Raw genomic sequence first — 19,447 nt, 5'->3', positions numbered from 1 at the left:
ATTATATATTTGAATTATTAGTGATGGTCATTATTGTCTTCTTTTTTGTGATCTGGTTTTGCTTACGCTTTTACTTTTTCAGCTCTTTTTTGTAATACAGCTTTGTATTCTTTCGGGAATACTTTAATAAAGTGTGCAGATTGAGTTGCCCAATCATTTAAGATAAACTTAGCTAAATCACTATCTGTAAGCTGGATATGTCTTTTCAACAATACATTAATTCTTAGTTCATCTTGCTCATCAAGCGGATCAAGATCAACCATTTCTTTATTGCATTTGCTGGCAAAATCACCTTTGGCATTATAAACCCAGGCTACACCACCACTCATACCTGCAGCAAAGTTGCTACCGGTACCACCAATCACAAGCACTTCACCACCGGTCATGTACTCACAACCATGGTCGCCCAGTCCTTCAACTACCGCAGTAGCTCCAGAGTTTCTTACCGCAAAACGTTCACCAGCCTGTCCACGTACAAACAGCTCACCGGAAGTTGCACCATACAGTGCTACGTTACCAATAATAATGTTTTGTTCTGGTACATATTTGATTTCACTAAAAGGATAGATAGATAATCTAGCTCCTGAAAGCCCTTTGCCTACATAGTCATTCGCCTCACCCTCCAGTTGTAATGAAATTCCTTTGGTTGCAAAAGCTCCGAAACTTTGTCCTGCTGAACCTTTAAACTTAAAGTTGATGGTATCGGCAGGTAAACCCTGACTTTTGTAAATTTTAGAAACTTCATTAGAAAGCATCGTACCGATCGCACGGTTTGTGTTTTTCAGCTCAAATTCTTTATATATAGGCTCCTTACTGGCTAATGCTGGTTGCGCAGCTTTAATTAAGTCGTGATCCAATACTTCCGACAATCCATGATCTTGCTCTTCTGTTTGATATAAGCTTAAGCCATTGTCCGGAGCTTTATGTAAGATGGCAGAAAGATCAAGATCTTTTAATTTCCAGTCACTTTCTTCAATACGACGTACAGTTAGTGCGTCAGCCTGTCCAACCATTTCCGCTACTGATCTGAAACCAAGTTCAGCCATAGTTTCTCTTAACTCTTCAGCTAAGAAATAGAACAAGTTTACCACATGCTCAGGTTCACCGGTAAATAACTTCCTTAAATTAGGATCTTGTGTTGCTACTCCAACCGGGCAAGTATTTAAATGACACTTACGCATCATGATACAGCCTGATGTTACCAAAGCAGCTGTAGCCACACCCCATTCTTCAGCACCCAATAAAGTGGCAATAGCGATATCTTTACCGGTTTTCAGCTGTCCATCTGTTTGTAGTACTACCCTGCTACGCAAACGATTTTTAACCAAAGTCTGATGTGCTTCAGCTAAACCAAGTTCCCAGGGTAACCCTGCATGTTGTATAGAGGTTAATGGTGAAGCACCTGTACCACCGTCAAATCCGGATACCAGGATCACATCAGCGTGAGCTTTAGCAACACCCGCTGCAATGGTACCTACACCCGCTTTAGAAACCAACTTAACGTTGATTCTTGCTTCACGGTTGGCATTTTTCAAATCGAAGATCAGTTGAGCCAAATCTTCAATCGAATATATATCATGGTGTGGTGGCGGAGAAATCAATCCTACACCCGGCGTAGCATGACGAACCTTTCCAATCCAGTCATCCACTTTTTCACCAGGTAGTTGTCCACCCTCACCAGGTTTAGCACCCTGTGCCATTTTAATCTGCAACTCATCAGCATTGCTCAGGTAGTAACTGGTTACACCAAAACGGGCCGAAGCGATCTGTTTAATCGCGGAGCGCATAGAATCACCATTTGGCAAGAGATCATACCTCAATTCATCTTCACCACCTTCACCGGTATTGCTTTTTCCGCCAATGCGGTTCATAGCAATTGCCAGGGTTGAGTGGGCTTCGTGAGAGATCGAGCCAAAAGACATCGCCCCTGTAGCAAAACGTTTTAATATACCTTCAATCGGTTCAACTTCTTCCAATGGAACAGCAGGACGATTGTAATTAAATTCAAATAAACCTCTTATGGTAAACGCTTGATTCGTTTGTTCATTTACCAGCTTAGAATATTGCTTGTAAATACTGTAGTCCTTTTTACGGGTAGCGTTTTGTAACAAATGAATGGTCTGTGGGTTAAACAAATGCTGCTCGCCCTTACGTTTCCATTTGTAATTACCGCCAGTAGGTAATATTGGGTCAGGACGGTTAGCTAGTTTAAATACCCTATTGTGTTTAATTAAGGTTTCTTTAGCGATTTCATCCAGCCCTAATCCACCAATCCTTGACACAGCACCAGTAAAGTAGTTGTCTACTACATTTTTATGTAAGCCAAGGATTTCAAATATCTGCGCGCCATGGTAAGACTGTAAAGTAGAAATCCCCATTTTAGAGAAGATCTTCAATAAACCATTGTTGATGGCATAGATATAGTTTTGTATTAGTTTTTCAGATTTAGCTTGCAGCTCATCCTGAAAACCTGTAATGGTTTCCAAGGCTAGGTAAGGATTTACCGCTGTTGCGCCAAAACCGATTAAAGTAGCAAAATGATGCACTTCCCAAACATCACCGGCTTCAACAACAATACCTACTGCCCCTCTGTATCCTTTACGGATCAGGTGGTGATGTACTGCAGAAACAGCCAATAAAGAAGGAATAGCAGCATGTTCTGAGTCCAGTGCACGGTCCGACAATACAATTACCTGGAAGCCATCTTCAACGGCATCAACAGCATAACGACAAAGTCTTTCCAGTCCTTTTGCCAAAGCACCCGGATTACCATCTGCTCTGAAATAGGTTTGTAATGTTTTAGATTGAAATACGCCAGTATCAATACTTCTTAGCTTTTCAAGCTCATGGTTGGTTAATATTGGATGTTTAATGCCAACACAGTGACACTGCATTGCATTTTCTTCCAGAATATTTCCATTGTTGCCCATAAAGCCTGCAAGACTCATTACCACTTTTTCCCTGATCGGGTCAATTGGCGGATTGGTAACCTGGGCAAATAGCTGCTTAAAGTAAGATGATAAGTGTTGTGGTTTCTGAGAAAGGACCGCTAATGGAATATCAGTACCCATTGATCCGATTGGTTCCTTGGCATCCCTTGCCATAGGCTTCAAGATCAGGTCCACATCTTCTCTGCTATAACCGAATACCTGCTGATACCTGAATATAGATTCCTGAGATAAACCACTGAATACCAATCTTGGCTCAGGAAGCTCTTCCAGTCTGATTTGGTATTGATTAATCCAGTCGCCATAAGGCCTTCTGCTGCAAACCTGTTGTTTAATTTCCACATCACTGATGATACGGCCCTGCTCCATGTCTACAACAAACATTTTGCCAGGAGTAAGCCTGCCCTTTTCAATGATCTTACTCTGATCAAGTGCAAGTGCACCAGCCTCAGAAGCCATAATTACGTGATCATCTTCAGTAATGGCGTATCTTTGCGGACGTAAGCCGTTTCTATCCAGCGTAGCACCAATCAGGTTACCATCTGTAAAGGAAACTGCTGCTGGCCCATCCCAGGGCTCCATTAAAGTAGCATGGAATTTATAGAATGCTTGTTTCAGTTCATCCATATCTTCGTTACCATCCCATGCTTCCGGGATCAGCATCATCAATACATGCGGCAACGAACGACCTGAATGCAACAATAATTCAACTATATTATCTAAACATCCCGAATCAGAGTTCGACTCATCAATTACTGGAAGTAAAATGTTTAATTCCTCTTGTGTAAAATATGGAGATGCGAATGATTTAACACTTGCTCTAAACCAGTTCAGGTTACCCTGTAAGGTATTAATCTCACCATTATGGGCAATATATCTAAAAGGTTGCGCAAGCCTCCATGAAGGGAATGTATTGGTTGCAAAACGGGAATGCACCAATCCAAACGCCGATACCACGCGCTTATCACTCAATTCAGTAAAGTAAGATCTAACCTGCAATGAAGTAAGCTGACCTTTATATACTATGGTTCTGGAAGAAAAAGATGCGATATAAAATTCACCATTAATACCTTTTACCGTAGTGTTAATGGTTTTAGACAGGTAGTTTTTAAATACGTAAAGTTTACGTTCAAAATCTGCACCTGCTGCAATTTCATAAGGGCGTGCAATAAATACCTGCTCCATTTCAGGTTCTACAGATAAGGCCATATCGCCTATACCTTCGGTGTTGGTCAGCACCTTTCTAAAACCTAAAACTTCAAGGTTAAGCTTCTCCGCTGCCCTGTAAATAATCTCTCTACATTCTTCTCTTGCTTTTACATCTTTGGGTAAAAAAAGCATCCCTACGCCATAGTCACCAGATTCATTTAAGCTGAATCCGATCTTAAGGCATTCATCATACAGGAATTCGTGAGGTATTTGTATCATAATACCCGCACCGTCTCCAGTGTTGATTTCGGCTCCCACTGCCCCGCGGTGATCAAGATTTTCAAGAATGGTTATCGCGTCCGAAATGATTTGTTGCGACTTTCGGCCCTTAATATGAGCAACAAATCCGATGCCGCACGCATCATGTTCAAAACGCTGGTCGTATAACCCTTGGTTATCTTGTGTTAATTCCATAAGTTCCGTTTAATAATAGTTTGGTATAGTGTATTTAGGACACTAAGATACGAATAAATAATGACGAATTGTAATATTTATATATTTTTTAGGATATATACAACATATTTAAAATTAATCACATCAATATTATCATAATGATAAAATACAACGATTGAAATTGCAATATTAATAATCATGTTATTTAGAACAGATTTTCATAAGCTTGCATAAAACCGCCAGATCGCAATATTGCCTGATGCTGCTTGTGAGTATGAATTACAAAACCAGTAAACAAATTCTATCATTTTTTTTTATTCCTTCAATCTATTTATCCTCAATTGATTATGTCTTTTTTACTAAAAAAACTCAAATATTTATGATTTTTCCTTTTGTAGACTAATCTCTTTTGCTACATTTGCAGTGGGCAAGTCTTTTACGATCAGCTCCCTTTGAACTCCCCCAGGGCGGGAACGAAGCAAGGGTAGAAGGTTGTAGCGATGCGATAAAAGGTGCTTGCCCATTTTTTACTTTTTTAAATAAAGTAATTCCAAAACATTTCCCTTATTATTCAAGTTTTCTTAAAAGAGCTCAATGTAATTGCCTACTTTAGGCGAAAATATTTGATAAAATTATACGTTAACCAATTTGCTAATTTAAACAACATGAAATTTTTCATTGATACAGCTAATCTCGACCAAATAAAAGAAGCACAAGATTTAGGTGTTTTAGATGGTGTAACCACTAATCCAAGCCTTATGGCTAAGGAAGGTATTACCGGCGACGCCAATGTAATTGCCCACTATAAAGCGATCTGTGCTATTGTAGATAACAATGTAAGTGCAGAAGTTATTTCAACGACTTATGAGGAAATGATTAAGGAAGGTGAAGCTTTAGCTAAATTAGATCCTAAAATCGTTGTGAAAATTCCGATGATTAAGGATGGCGTAAAAGCAATTAAATATTTATCTTCAAAAGGAATCAGAACCAATTGTACCTTAGTATTCTCTCCTGGACAAGCTTTATTGGCTGCTAAAGCAGGAGCGTCATATGTTTCTCCGTTCTTAGGTCGTTTAGATGACATCTCTACTGATGGCTTGCAATTGATTGAAGATATCAGGCAGATATTTGACAATTACGGATATCCGACTGAAATCTTAGCGGCGTCTATCCGCGGACCATTGCATATCGTTGCTTGTGCTAAATTAGGCGCAGATGTAATTACTGCTCCTTTAGCTGCAATTACTGCATTATTGAAGCATCCTTTAACAGATAGTGGTCTAGCCGCTTTCTTAGCTGACCACGCTAAGGCTGCAGGTAAGTAATATAGTACATAAAAAAACGGGTATCATAAAAATATGATACCCGTTTTTTTATGTACTAATACTTTGTTTATTTAAGCATACCTTCTGATAAGACTTCAAATTTATCTCCAGCCAGCACTGCTTTTACCAGGTCATAATCAATCTGCTCATCAGGAGCAATCAAAATACCTTTCACTCCTGCCCCATTTGCGGCCTCCACATCACGTGGTTTATCGCCAATCATGACAGACTGCGCCGGATCAATGTTATAGGTTGCAATCGCTTCTAATAGCATTCCTGATTTGGGCTTACGGCAATTACAATCTTCAGAAACAGTTGGGTGATGCGGACAATAATAAGCATGTGTAATCAATGCGCCCTGAGCCTCAAAACTGGCGCCCAAAACTTTGTGCATTTCTGCAAGCGTAGCCTCAGTGTATCTTTTTTGTGCAATCCCCCCTTGATTGGTAATGATAATTAAAAGATACCCCTCATCATATAACCTTTTTAATGGAGCAATCTGATAGGTTAATATTTCAAAATCTTCTTGTTTGGTAATGTAATCGTTTATCTCGTGATTCAGAACGCCATCACGGTCTAGAAATATAGCTTTATTCATTTTTACTTTTGTTACTCCTGTTATAAGATTATAATAGTACTTATTTATCCCTTAAAAATGAAATATACAGCTGCAATAAGCAGCACAAATCCAATAAGATGATTGCCGGAAAGGTGAATGTTTTTAAAGAACACCATAGAAAAGATCACAAAAACAATAAGCGTGATCACCTCCTGAATTACCTTTAACTGAACTAAGGAAAAGGGTCCACCAGTTTCCGAAGAACCTATTCTGTTGGCAGGAACCTGAAAACAGTATTCAAAGAAAGCCAAGCCCCAGCTAAGCAAAATAATCACCCATATTGAAGCAGATACATGAGTACTGCCTTTACCAAAAAACTTTAAGTGCCCATACCAGGCCATGGTCATAAATGCATTAGAAAGAAAAAGCAAACCAATTGTTGCGATATATTTCATCATAAAATTCAAAAATCAACTCTGTTTCCTTACGTATTTAGTAAGAATTACAATAGTCTGTCCCTCTATCTTACCTTCAATCTGATCGGTGTTATTCTCTACCAAACGGATGTTTTTAACCACTGTGCCTAGTTTAGCGCTTAACGAAGATCCCTTTACATCTAATGTTTTAATTAAAACAACAGAGTTACCGGCTTCCAGAACAGCACCATTACAGTCTCTATGTACCTCATCTGCACTGCTGCTTTCATCTTCTAATCCTGCTTGTGCCCAGGCTAAAGTCTCATCATCTATGTACATCATCTCCAGACTTTCAGTAGCCCAGCTCTCGTCTTTTAAACGGTGTAACAAACGCCAGGTAATGACCTGCACACCTGGAACAGCACTCCAGATACTTGTTCTCAAACAGTTCAAATGTTTAACATCAAGTTCATCAGTTTTTTCTATCTGTCCTAAGCATTTATCACAAATCATAATACTGTTATCCTCAGTACGACTTGATTGAGGCAAAACCTCATATAACTTTAGAGGTGCTTCGGACTGACATAATTCACATTTGTTCTCGCTTCTTTCTAATAATTGTTGTTCCAAAATATATTCTTTTTGTTAAAAATCAAGATCGTAAAGTTACTTATTTTACCCGCTTTACACCTACTGATATCAAAACATATGCTGCTTTTTTTTGTTTAATACAATGAACAAAACGCAGCATCAAAGAAAAATGTATGAGTAAAAACGTAGCTGAACAACTGGTTGAAATGCTGGTTGACCTGGGTGTAAAAAGAGTTTACGCTGTTACAGGAGATAGTTTAAATTTCTTTAATGATGCGGTAAGAAGAAATGGAAAAATAAAATGGATACACGTAAGACATGAAGAGGTTGGTGCTTATGCCGCTGCTGCTGAAGCAGAACTTGATGGAATTGCCTGTTGCGCTGGCAGCTGTGGGCCAGGACATATTCATTTAATCAATGGTTTATACGACGCTCATCGTTCCCATGTACCTGTCATTGCTATAGCCTCAACCATAAACACAAATGAGTTCGGTATGGATTATTTCCAGGAAACCAATACCATTAAATTATTTGACGATTGCAGCTGCTACAATCAAATAGCCACCACTGCTGCACAAGCACCACGGATGTTTCAAACTGCTATCCAGCATGCTATTCACAAAAAAGGTGTTGCTGTATTTGGTTTACCAGGTGATGTTGCACAGATGCCAGCTGTAGAGAGTGAAACCGCTATGCAGGTATTTAAATGTAAACCAGTAATCAAGCCTTCGGATGAGGAATTGAGAATTTTGGCAGATTGCTTAAATAAAAACAAGAAAATAACTATTTACTGCGGAATTGGCGCCGTCGATGCCCATGATGAAGTTGTTGAATTGGCCAGGACATTGAAAGCACCTGTTGGCTTCTCTTTCCGTGGAAAGATGGGCATACAATATAACAATCCCTATGAAGTTGGCATGACTGGATTATTGGGGCAACCTTCAGCCTATCATAGCATGCACGAATCAGATGTGGTTTTACTACTCGGTACCGATTTTCCTTATCAGAATTTTATGCCTGAGAAGAACCTGATCATACAAATTGACGAAAATCCGGAACGACTAGGCAGGAGGGCAAAGTTACATATGGGTTTATGCGGCGATATCAAGGATAGCATTGCAGCACTCCTACCGCTGTTGAACGAAAAAAAAGTGGATAGCTTTTTAAAGTCTCAGCTCGATTTTTACGAAAAAGTAAAAGAACAACAGCAAACTTATGTTGATGACCATGGTACTGAAGGTAAAATCCAGCCGGAATTTGTAGCGGATACATTGAATCGTTTATGTGCCGAAGATGCCATATTTACGGTTGACACAGGCATGTGCTGCGTTTGGGGGGCGCGTTTTATACACGCCACGGGTAAAAGAAAGATGCTGGGCTCGTTCAATCATGGCTCTATGGCTAATGCCATGCCCATGGCTATTGGTGCGGCATTGGCCCGTCCCGAAAAACAAGTAATTGCACTTTGCGGAGATGGCGGACTTTCAATGCTCCTCGGTGATCTGGCAACCATAAAGCAATATAATTTGCCCATTAAAATTGTTGTATTTAACAACAGATCACTAGGAATGGTAAAGCTAGAGATGGAGGTTGATGGATTACCGGATAATGAAACAGATATGGTTAATCCGGATTTTGCTTTGCTAGCTCAGGCAATGGGTTTTAAAGGTATTACAGTTACCAAACCCGAAGATCTGGCTGCTGCCATTGCAGACGCAATCAGTGAAAGTGGTCCGGTTTTATTAAATGTTTTTACCAATCCAAATGCCCTGGCTATGCCACCAAAAGTAGAATGGAAACAGATAAAAGGCATGACAACATCTATGACGAAATTGATGCTTGGTGGTAACATGGATGAAGTATTTGACACCATTAAATCTAATTACAAACATCTGGGAGAAGTGTTATAGGTAATCAGACAAACAGGCTATTGCGACAACTGCATTTTTACATAGAATGCAGTTCCCTCATCCGCTGTACTGGTAAACCAAATATCTCCTCCTTGCTGAACAATAAAATCTTTACAGAGCACAAGACCGAGCCCTGTTCCCTTTTCATTCATCGTTCCATAACTGGAAGCAATATTTAGACTAAAAATCTCATTTTGTCGTTCCGGAGAAATTCCAATACCGTTATCTTTTATCACCAACACACAATGGCTTTTATCTACAATTGTACTTACCCAAATCTTGCCGTTTATATTGGTGAATTTTACAGCATTATTTAATAAGTTACGCACCACCAAATCAAACATATTTTTGTCAGCCAGAATAGTTGCTTTCTGATCAATATCAACAATTAGCATTATATTCTTTCTGGATGCAATCTGCTCAAACATGCGCAAAGTAGGCAATAGCTGCTCATATATAGCTATTGGTGTTAAGTTCATAGGAGCATGATGAAGCTGTTTTTTTGCCCACTCCAATAAGTTACCCAACAAGTATTGTGCATCAGATAAGGAAGTAGCCAGGTTTTGTTCTACTTCCGACCGTTCTTCGGCATTCAACTCCATTTCATTGATCAATTGAAGGTACTGCTGTAATGAATTCAATGGCGTATTCAAGTCGTGAGCAATGATGGAAAAAAGCTTATCCTTTTCCTTATTCATTGACTCCAGTTTACGTGCTTTTTCTTCTGCTCTTTCTTTTTGAGAACGATAACTTTTACGCAATTGTATAGTGCCGACAGCAATCATTGCACTAACCATAAAGTAAGTAAAAGCGATGTCAGCTAACCATTCCATTCTGCCCGAATAATGCTTCTGTATGCTATCCGGGTAAAAGTATTCGATGCTGAGTACACCAAATACCAATATTAAATTAAATACATACCAGAAGGCTAATTTCTTACGTGGAATGATAAGAAATATAAGGTACAAGCTAACCACAAATAATAGCAGTATGCTTCCTCCGGCACCATCATTATAAAAATAAGCCAACGAAGTTGCAACGTTAATTTGTATTACTGTTAATATAACAGCGAGCTTAGATTTGCCTTTATATCGACTTAGTGCATACAAGCCAATTTGAAGCAACAAAACTACAGCGGAAATTAAAGATGCATGATAAAGTGTGCTTAAAAAATTATAAATAGTGACTATAAAAACAGTAAAGATAACTGTCATCGAAATGGCATGAAATATCCGTGCTTCCAAAGAAAAGCGTTCTGCATCCCCGACCATTCGGAGCCAATTATGCTCCCATTTAAGCTTTAAATATTTAAACATCAATTATCCCTATTGACGCTCTACTTATATAAGGAAAAAGAGACGCGCCTTGAGTTACAAATTAAAGCATAAATGTTGTAAATACATTGTTGATCTGATTAATTATACTAAAAATATAGATTTAATTTGTTGTACCCTATTGTGGGTATATATTTCACATTTCTTAACAAGATTTTAAAAAAATCATAAATAAAGATAAGTATATTGTAACTACCTATTACACTAAAAATCTACCAATGTCATCAAGATCTAAATTAAAGTTTCAGCTGAGAAAAATTCGAAAATTCTTTAGCCTTTTGGGGCCGGGATTAACCACGGGTGCTGCTGATGATGATCCATCGGGTATAGCAACCTATTCTCAAACGGGTGCTCAATTCGGCTATGGTCAGCTATGGACAGCATTGTATATGCTCCCATTTATGACTGCTGTACAGGAAGCTTGCGCCAGAATAGGCCTCGTTACTGGAAAAGGCATAGCAGCAGTGGTAAAACAACATTACAATCGTAAAGTATTGTATGCTGTAGTGGGACTTGTTGTGGTGGCCAATACGATTAATATAGGTGCAGATATTGGTGCCATGGCAGCTGCTGCACAATTGTTAATGCCTGTTGATTTTGTAGTGCTGACCCTACTTTTTACAGCAATAATTTTGACATTAGAAATTTTTACCAATTACAGAGTTTATTCCAGAATATTAAAATGGCTGGCGCTTGCTTTGCTGGCTTATCCCATTACGGTGTTTATTGTGGATCAACCATGGGGTACCGTATTAAAGGCAACAGTTATACCGCATTTTGAATTTTCTTTTGATTTCCTGTTTATCATTACGGGTGTATTTGGAACTACCATCACACCTTATATGTTTTTTTGGCAGGCCTCCCAGGAAGTTGAAGAAGAAAAAGCAAAGGGACTCATCAGAGACGGAAAACCTAGAATTGGTTGGCCGCATATACATGCCATGCGGCAAGATAACAACATAGGGATGATCATTTCCGAATTTACCACCTGGTGCATCCTTTTGGTTGGAGGTACTGTTTTGCATAACAATGGTATAACTGACATCAAAAATGCGGCAGATGCGGCAAAAGCGCTTGAACCGTTGGTTCACTCCTTTCCCAATGCCGGTTATCTGGCTAAACTGATCTTTTCAATCGGCATTATTGGACTTGGTCTGCTTGCTGTGCCGGTATTGTCAGGCTCCGCAGCATATGCAGTAGCAGAAGCTTTTGATTGGAATGCCAGTTTAAATCTTAAACTTAGAAAGGCCCACGGATTTTATGGTGTAATTACCATCGCCACAATAGTTGGATTGATTATCAATTTCATAGGCATCGATCCACTAAAGGCACTGGTTTATACAGCGGTAATCAATGGCGTAGCGGCAGTCCCTTTATTATTTCTAATCGTGAAGATTGCTGCAAGTGACAAAATTATGGGCGAATACAAAAGTGGTGTGCTATCTAAAATATTACTATGGGCAACCTTTATAATTATGGGAGCTGCTGCTGTCGCATTATTCTTTACTTTATAGACTCTTGACACTGATCTATTAAAGTTTTTTAAAGAATGAAACCAGTCCTTCAGCATCTATTTTAAGTACAATGGTTTCATTACCTTTTTTAACTTCAAGAAAGTAATTGTCAGCATCATCAAACTCCTGATTATACAAAACCATGTTGGTATCATTAAACTCATTATCATCAAAAAACAGCACTTTGTCATCTATTTTATAGTCTTTGTACTTATCGTTGATATATTTCTGAGCATTCTCAGGTAAATCCGAAAAGGGTCTATAACTTGTTGTTCCAACAAGGGAATTGTCAGCATCATAAAACGCATTCATAACTTTTCCGTCTTTAGTAAAAGTAGCCCTATCGTAATTGTCCATTCTTACCCACTTGGTTACCGGTATATTTCCAAAATCAGCGGCAAACTTTTGTTTCGATTGATAACTTACTTCTTTACCCTCCAATTTCCTCAATTCCCTTTTGTCCTTCCTTTCCATAGGTTTTCCGGCCGGTCCTTCTTGCTTAAGCATTTTTATTTCTCTCTTTAAAGAATCCTCCTTATTCTGTGCGTAACCGACTGCTGTAAGAAATACTAATGCTGCTGATAAAATTAATAGCTTTTTCATAAGATATTATGTTTTAAATAAATAGGTTACCAAGTTAGCGAATTATCAAAAAAAAATGTTACAAAATCAAGTGTATATGTTGCATAATTCACACATATTCAGCGTGATGATTTAATTTTTCTATTATCCGGCTTTACCTCTATTTTGTTCGTTTTCCTTTGCGATATCATATTCCAGTTCAGGATCTATATTTTCCTGTTCTATCTTTTTCGCTTTTTCCAGCAGTTCTTCACGATGATCTAACAACCAGGCCAGCTGTTTTTTACCATAAGCCAGCCGTGTAAATAATACAAATAATACCGGCACAATAAAAATAGAAATGCAGGATGAGGCCAACATTCCACCCAATACTGTATAACCGATAGTATTGCGCGCCACAGCGCCAGCCCCTGTAGCCAGCACCAATGGCATTACACCTAAAATAAAAGCCATAGAGGTCATTATAATTGGACGTAAGCGTAACCTGACTGCATCTATGGTCGATTTCACCAATTCTTCCCCAAGATCTACCCTCACTTTAGCAAATTCAACAATCAGAATCGCATTTTTGGCAGAAAGACCGATCAAAGTAATTAAACCGATTTGTGCATATACATTATTTGTAAGCCTCGGCACTAAAGTTAGAATCAGAATGGCGCCAAAAGCACTAATCGGTACTGCAAGCATTACTGAGAAGGGAACCGTCCAGCTTTCATATAAGGCGGCCAGGAAAAGGAATACAAAAACAATGGAAAATAGAAAGATGTAAATTGTCGTTGTCCCCGCTCGGATTTCTTCATAACTCAGTCCCGAAAATTCATAGGTATATCCCCTTGGCAGCACTTTTGCAGCAGTCTCTTTCAATACTTCTATGCCCTGTCCGGTACTATAACCTGGTGGTGTTGAACCATCTACTTCTGCTGAACGGAAAATATTGAAATGTGAGATGAGTGGTGTGGTTTCTGTAGGCTCATAACTGATCAGTGTAGCTAAAGGAACCATAGATCCTGAAGAATTTCGGACGTAATATTTATCTACATTTGAAACGAACGCTCTGAAAGTTGTATCAGCCTGAACCACTACGTGATAAGTTCTGTTGTATAAAGTAAAATTATTGACAAACATGCTCCCCATGTAAGCTTGTAGCGTATTGAAAACATCAGATACATTAACACCCATTTTTTCACATTTCAATCTGTCTACAGTTAAATTAAAAGATGGTGTATGTGCCGAGTAATAACTGAAAGCTGTCGAAGTGGCTGGATTTTTATTCAATGCCGCCACAAACTTCTTTACTACAGTTTCGAATTGATGAACATCATCAGTTGTATTACCTTGCTGTATCTGCATACTAAAACCTGCAGCCTGTCCAACGCCACGAATCGGAGGTGGCGGAATCACCACTACATTGGCACCTTTTATGCCCGCAGCAGCAATACGCTTTTTCATCACCGCAATGATACCTGGGATCTGCTGACTTGCTATCTTACGGTCTTCCCAGGGTTTTAACATGCAAAAGATGGTACCATCATTAGAATTAGTCCCCGAACTCAAAATATTTAATCCTGAAAGCGCTGCATAGTGCCCCACTCCCGGAGTGGAACCAACTACTTTCATGAGTTTATTGATCAGTGCTACAGATTCTACTGTTGAAGATGCATCTGGCAGTTGGTAGGTAACGTATAAACGTCCGTCATCTTCACCAGGTATAAAACCGGATGGTTTCTGCTTAAACAAAAAAATCGCTGCAATACAAATAATCACAAGTGCCACCATCACCCAGCCAGCGTATTTTATACATTTTTCTACTCCTTTTGAATAGTGGTCTGTTATTCTGGTAAACCAACTATTAAAATAATAGAAAAGCTTATTGATATTTCTTGATTCTTTATTCACCCTGGTCGGACGTAGCAATAATGTACACAAAGCAGGTGTTAACGATAGCGCTATAAATGCTGAAAGTATTACCGAGATGGCTATAGTGAGCGCAAATTGCTGATAAAGCTTGCCAATGATACCCGGAATAAAGCCAACAGGTAAAAAAACCGCAGCAAGGATCAGTGCAATCGCCACTACCGGTCCTGAGATATCCTGCATTGCCCTATAAGTGGCTTCTTTTGGAGACATTTTTTCTTTATCGATATAATGTTGCACTGCCTCTACCACAATAATAGCATCATCCACTACGATTCCAATAGCTAAAACAAAACCAAACATCGTTAATGTATTCACCGTAAATCCCAGGGGAATAAAAAAGCAAAAGGTGGTTAAAATAGAAACTGGTATTGCCAAAATTGGAATAATGGTAGAACGCCAGTTTTGAAGAAAAAGCAAAACTACTGTTGCCACCAGGCCCAGCGCCATAAACAATGTCTTTACCACCTCTGCAATGGAAACCTTAATAATGGTGATAGACTCAAAAGGTACAGCATAATCCATATCCGCAGGAAATGATTTTTTCAATTCCTTCAATGCGGCATATATATTATCGGCCGTTTCCAAAGCATTACTACCTGGAGTTTGGTAAATCTGTAGAAAAGATGCGCGTTTTCCATCCGCAAACGAATTACTCGAGAAAGTGAATTTACCGAGTACTACCCTTGCCACATCTTTCAAATAGACCAATTGCCCTGTAGCCGGTACAGATTTAACAACTATATTTTCATATTGAGCAGGCTTATTTAACTGTCCTTCCACTAAAATACTCTGCTCCAATATTTGAGAAGATAGTTGCGGAGGTGCACCAACGGATCCAGCTGCCACATAAACATTTTGAGCATTCAATGCATTAATGATATCTTGTGGCATTAAACCATAAGCAGCCATCTTTTGCGGGTTCATCCAAACCCGCATACTAAAATTATCAGTCCGCGTATTGATGTCACCCACTCCTGGCACACGTAGCAAAGCATCTTCGATGAATACATTGGTATAGTTATCCAAAAAAGTGATATCATGCGTGTTTTTAGGTGAAAAAATAGCAACCATCAACAGCATACTTGGATTCCTTGCACGTACAGTCAATCCTAACTGGCTAACGACAGCCGGTATCGAAGGCTTTGCTATAGCCACTCTATTTTGAACATTCAAAGCGGCAATATGAATATTCGTACCCAACTTAAAGGTAACGCTAATGTTCATAGAACCGGTATTTGTATTGGTGCTTTGCATATACTCCATACCTGGAGTCCCATTTACCTGTTCTTCAATCGGCGTAGTCACAGTTTGCTCTACAGTCTGTGCATCAGCGCCGGAATACTGACCTGAAACAGATACTGTCGGCGGAGTAATATTGGGATATTGATCAACTGCAAGATTGAAAAGGCAAATCAACCCAGATATCATCAGTACAATAGATACAACGATGGCAGTTACAGGTCTCTTTATAAATGTATTAGCAATCATTCCCTGTCCGGTTTAGAAAGGTCCTTTGATTTTTTCAATTCATATTCCAACTCCGCATCAATATTTTGAGCCTCAACTTTTTCTGCCTTTTCCATCAGTTCCTTATGATGTTCCTGAAGCCATTGCAACTTTTTCTTCCCGTAAGACAAACGAGTAATGATTACAAACAATACAGGAACAATAAAAATTGCCAGAGTAGTCGCAGCAAGCATGCCTCCAAAAACAGTTAAACCTATAGTACGACGGGCAATTGCGCCCGCCCCACTCGCAAAAACCAGAGGCAATACGCCTAATATAAAGGCCATCGAAGTCATTACAATAGGACGCAAACGAAGGCTAACCGCTTCCTGTACCGATTTAAGTAATTCTTCCCCACGATCTACCCTTACCTTGGCAAATTCTACAATCAGAATTGCGTTCTTAGCTGCCAGGCCTATAAGTGTAATCAAACCAATCTGGGCATACACATTATTAGTCAGTCCTGGCACCAAAGTTAAGGCTAGTATGGCACCGAAAACACCAATTGGTACAGCCAGTAACACAGAAAACGGAACTGACCAGCTTTCATACAATGCAGCGAGAAAAAGGAACACAAAAGTAATGGAGAAAGCAAAAATATAGATCGTTGTAGAACCTGCTTTCATCTCCTCATAACTTAATCCTGAGAACTCATATGTATATCCTTGAGGGAGCACCCTATCAGCCGTTTCCTGCAATGCAGCAATCGTTTGGGGACTGCTATATCCGGGTGCAGATGCCCCGTCTATTTCGGCAGATCGAAAAATGTTAAAATGCGAGATTAACGGAGCTGTTTCTACAGAAGTGTAATTAACAAGTGTCCCTAATGGTAACATCTGTCCAGCCTGATTACGTACATAATATTTATTAACATCTGATATCATTGATCGGTAAGCAGTATCGGCCTGAACCACTACATGATAAGTCCTATTGTATGTCGTAAAATCATTGATGTACAAACTTCCCATAAATGCCTGTATAGTAGTAAATACATCACCAACATCAACCCCCAGTTTTTCACATTTCTGACGATCCACCGTCAGCTTGTAACTGGGCGTTTTAGAAGAATAAAAACTATAAGCATTGGAGATCGCAGGATTTTTATTTGCCTCTTTAACAAATTTATCCACCACCCCCTCAAATGCTTGCAGGTCATCATTTGTATTACGCTGCTCTATCTGAAAATTAAACCCGGTGGTTGCGCCTACTCCCGGGATCGGCGAAGGTTGTATCACTTCAACATTGGCATTTTTAATGCCAGCCGCCTTGATTCGTTTCTGCATTTCCACGATAATGCCCGGCACTACTTCTGTTGATTTATTCCGTTGACTCCAGGGCTTAAGTTGCACATAGATAGTACCCCCATTTGAATTGGTTGCGTTATTGATGACATTCAATCCCGATAAAGCCGCGTAGTGTCCCACCCCTGGTGTCTCTGCCACCACCTTCATCAGCTTTGTCATCACAGCCACAGACTGGCTGGTTGAAGATGCCGGGGGCAGCTGAAAAGTAACGTATAAATTGCCATCGTCCTCAGAAGGAATAAATCCTGATGGTTTATGCCGTAATAAAAAGAAAGCCCCTACGCAAATACAAACCAGGATCACAATAACAAAGCGAAATGCTTTAATGCTCTTTTGTACACCTTTAGTATAATTTGAAGTTACCCGTTCGAACCATTTATTAAACCTGACAAATAATTTGCTCAACCCCTTTGCTTTTTCATCAGGACGGGTAGGTTTTAATAATAAGGAACAAAGTGCAGGAGTAAGTGATAAGGCAATAAATGCAGAAATCATCACCGAAATGGCTATGGTAATCGCAAATTGTTGATACAGCCGCCCCACAATACCTGGAATAAATCCAACAGGAACAAATACGGCCGCCAAAATCAAAGCTATGGCAACTACGGGAGCCGAAATATCCTTCATCGCATAATAGGTCGCTTCCTTCGCCGACATTCCTTTTTTATCGATATAATTCTGGACTGCTTCTACCACAATGATGGCATCATCTACTACGATTCCAATGGCCAAAACAAAGCCAAACATGGTTAAAGTATTGATGGTAAACCCAAGTGGGATAAAGAAACTGAAGGTACCCAGGATAGATACCGGTATAGCCAATACTGGAATAAGTGTGGAACGGAAATTTTGCAGGAATAAAAATACCACTAAAGCTACCAATCCAAGCGTTAACAATAAGGTAGTAACCACATCAGTCATCGATACTTTTACCACAGTGATCGCTTCGAAAGGCACCTTGTAGGTTACGTCAGCTGGGAAAAATTGTTTCAGTTGATTTAATGCAGCATAAACGCCATTAGCAGTCTTTAATGCATTACTCCCTGGTGCCTGATAAATTAACAGGTAGGATGCCCGGTGACCATCCACAAAAGAATTACTGGAAAAAGTGAATTTGCCCAGTTCTACTCTGGCCACATCTTTGAGATAAATCAACTGATTGCTGGCGGGAACATTCTTTACAATGATATTCTCAAACTCAGATACTTTACTCAATCTGCCATTTACCAAAATTCCCAGCTCAAATGTTTGTGTATTTGCTTGTGGTGGCACACCTGCAGAACCTGCCGCAACCTGTACATTTTGCGCATTTAAAGCTGCGATCACATCAGCAGGTGTAATCGAATAAGCCGCCATTTTATCAGGATTCATCCATATACGCATACTGAAATCATCCGTAAACCGGTTGATACTGCCCACCCCTGGAACCCGTAGCAGAGCATCCTGAATAAAGATATTGGTATAATTATCCAGAAAAGTAATGTCATGAGTACCTTTCGGGGCATAAAGAGCCACCATCATCAGCATACTTGGATTTAATGCACGAACAGTGATCCCTAATCTGCTGGCAACCGGAGGAATTAAAGGGGATGCAATACTTACCCTGTTCTGAACATCTAAAGCTGCAATATCAATATTTGTCCCAATATCAAAAGTAACATTCATTGACATTAAGCCATTATTAGTGCTATTACTTTGCATGTACTCCATTCCAGGAGTACCATTAACCTGTTCCTCAATAGGAGTCGCTACAGTCTGTTCAACTGTCTGGGCATCAGCACCGGTGTATTGAGCATTCACTTGCACCACGGGTGGAGTAATATCCGGATATTGATCTATAGGCAAGTTGAGAATACAGATAATACCAATAACGACCAATACAATGGATACTACGATCGCAGTTACTGGTCTTTTGATAAATGTATTAGCGATCATATGA

The 19,447-nt window shown here is 39.5% G+C and carries 11 protein-coding genes and 1 other RNA gene; 4 read left to right on the top strand and 8 right to left on the bottom strand.

What is annotated here, in order from left to right:
- Positions 1–62 precede the first annotated feature (62 nt).
- Positions 63–4,571 carry a glutamate synthase large subunit gene (gltB, locus tag P0Y49_09915; protein ID WEK21452.1) on the bottom strand — a complete coding sequence of 1,503 codons (4,509 nt, stop codon included), beginning with the start codon at positions 4,569–4,571 and terminating at the stop codon, positions 63–65.
- A 404-nt stretch (positions 4,572–4,975) separates the two neighbouring features.
- On the opposite strand from gltB, the gene ffs reads away from it, so the two are divergent.
- An RNA gene (ffs, locus tag P0Y49_09910) (signal recognition particle sRNA small type) lies at positions 4,976–5,075 on the top strand.
- A 140-nt stretch (positions 5,076–5,215) separates the two neighbouring features.
- Positions 5,216–5,875 (top strand): fructose-6-phosphate aldolase, encoded by a 660-nt coding sequence (gene fsa, locus P0Y49_09905; protein ID WEK21451.1) that lies wholly within the window; start codon positions 5,216–5,218, stop codon positions 5,873–5,875.
- Between the two features lie 67 nt (positions 5,876–5,942).
- Here fsa and P0Y49_09900 read toward each other — a convergent pair whose 3' ends face one another.
- From P0Y49_09900 to P0Y49_09890, 3 genes are read right to left on the bottom strand one after another with little or no spacing between them, the layout of a single operon-like run.
- Complete coding sequence (locus P0Y49_09900; protein ID WEK21450.1) at positions 5,943–6,473, bottom strand: HAD family hydrolase; 531 nt, start codon at positions 6,471–6,473, stop codon at positions 5,943–5,945.
- Positions 6,474–6,517: 44 nt separating this feature from the next.
- Positions 6,518–6,892, bottom strand: coding sequence for a DMT family protein (locus P0Y49_09895; protein ID WEK21449.1), 375 nt, complete (start codon positions 6,890–6,892; stop codon positions 6,518–6,520).
- A 12-nt stretch (positions 6,893–6,904) separates the two neighbouring features.
- Positions 6,905–7,480 (bottom strand): PhnA domain-containing protein, encoded by a 576-nt coding sequence (locus P0Y49_09890; GenBank protein WEK21448.1) that lies wholly within the window; start codon positions 7,478–7,480, stop codon positions 6,905–6,907.
- A gap of 134 nt (positions 7,481–7,614) precedes the next feature.
- Between P0Y49_09890 and P0Y49_09885 the strand changes: the two genes are divergently transcribed.
- On the top strand, positions 7,615–9,351 hold the full coding sequence (locus P0Y49_09885; protein ID WEK21447.1) for a thiamine pyrophosphate-dependent enzyme: 1,737 nt from the start codon (positions 7,615–7,617) through the stop codon (positions 9,349–9,351).
- Between the two features lie 17 nt (positions 9,352–9,368).
- Here the strand turns inward: P0Y49_09885 and P0Y49_09880 are convergent, their stop codons facing one another.
- Positions 9,369–10,667, bottom strand: a complete 1,299-nt coding sequence (locus P0Y49_09880; GenBank protein WEK21446.1) for a HAMP domain-containing sensor histidine kinase — start codon at positions 10,665–10,667, stop codon at positions 9,369–9,371.
- Positions 10,668–10,903: 236 nt separating this feature from the next.
- On the opposite strand from P0Y49_09880, the gene P0Y49_09875 reads away from it, so the two are divergent.
- Entirely contained in the window at positions 10,904–12,199 is a 1,296-nt protein-coding gene (locus tag P0Y49_09875) for a divalent metal cation transporter (protein ID WEK21445.1), read from the top strand.
- 18 nt (positions 12,200–12,217) lie between these two features.
- Here P0Y49_09875 and P0Y49_09870 read toward each other — a convergent pair whose 3' ends face one another.
- From P0Y49_09870 to P0Y49_09860, 3 genes are all read right to left on the bottom strand, one after another.
- Positions 12,218–12,802, bottom strand: coding sequence for a hypothetical protein (locus tag P0Y49_09870; GenBank protein ID WEK21444.1), 585 nt, complete (start codon positions 12,800–12,802; stop codon positions 12,218–12,220).
- A 123-nt stretch (positions 12,803–12,925) separates the two neighbouring features.
- Complete coding sequence (locus P0Y49_09865) at positions 12,926–16,186, bottom strand: efflux RND transporter permease subunit (protein WEK21443.1); 3,261 nt, start codon at positions 16,184–16,186, stop codon at positions 12,926–12,928.
- Entirely contained in the window at positions 16,183–19,443 is a 3,261-nt protein-coding gene (locus P0Y49_09860) for an efflux RND transporter permease subunit (GenBank protein ID WEK21442.1), read from the bottom strand. The genes P0Y49_09865 and P0Y49_09860 overlap by 4 nt, the downstream gene beginning before the upstream one ends.
- Positions 19,444–19,447: the final 4 nt, after the last annotated feature.

The sequence above is a fragment of the Candidatus Pedobacter colombiensis genome (genome assembly GCA_029202485.1).
GTDB lineage: Bacteria > Bacteroidota > Bacteroidia > Sphingobacteriales > Sphingobacteriaceae > Pedobacter > Pedobacter colombiensis.
Note: the sequence above shows the minus strand (reverse complement) of the source record. Positions and strands in the feature narration are given on the sequence as shown.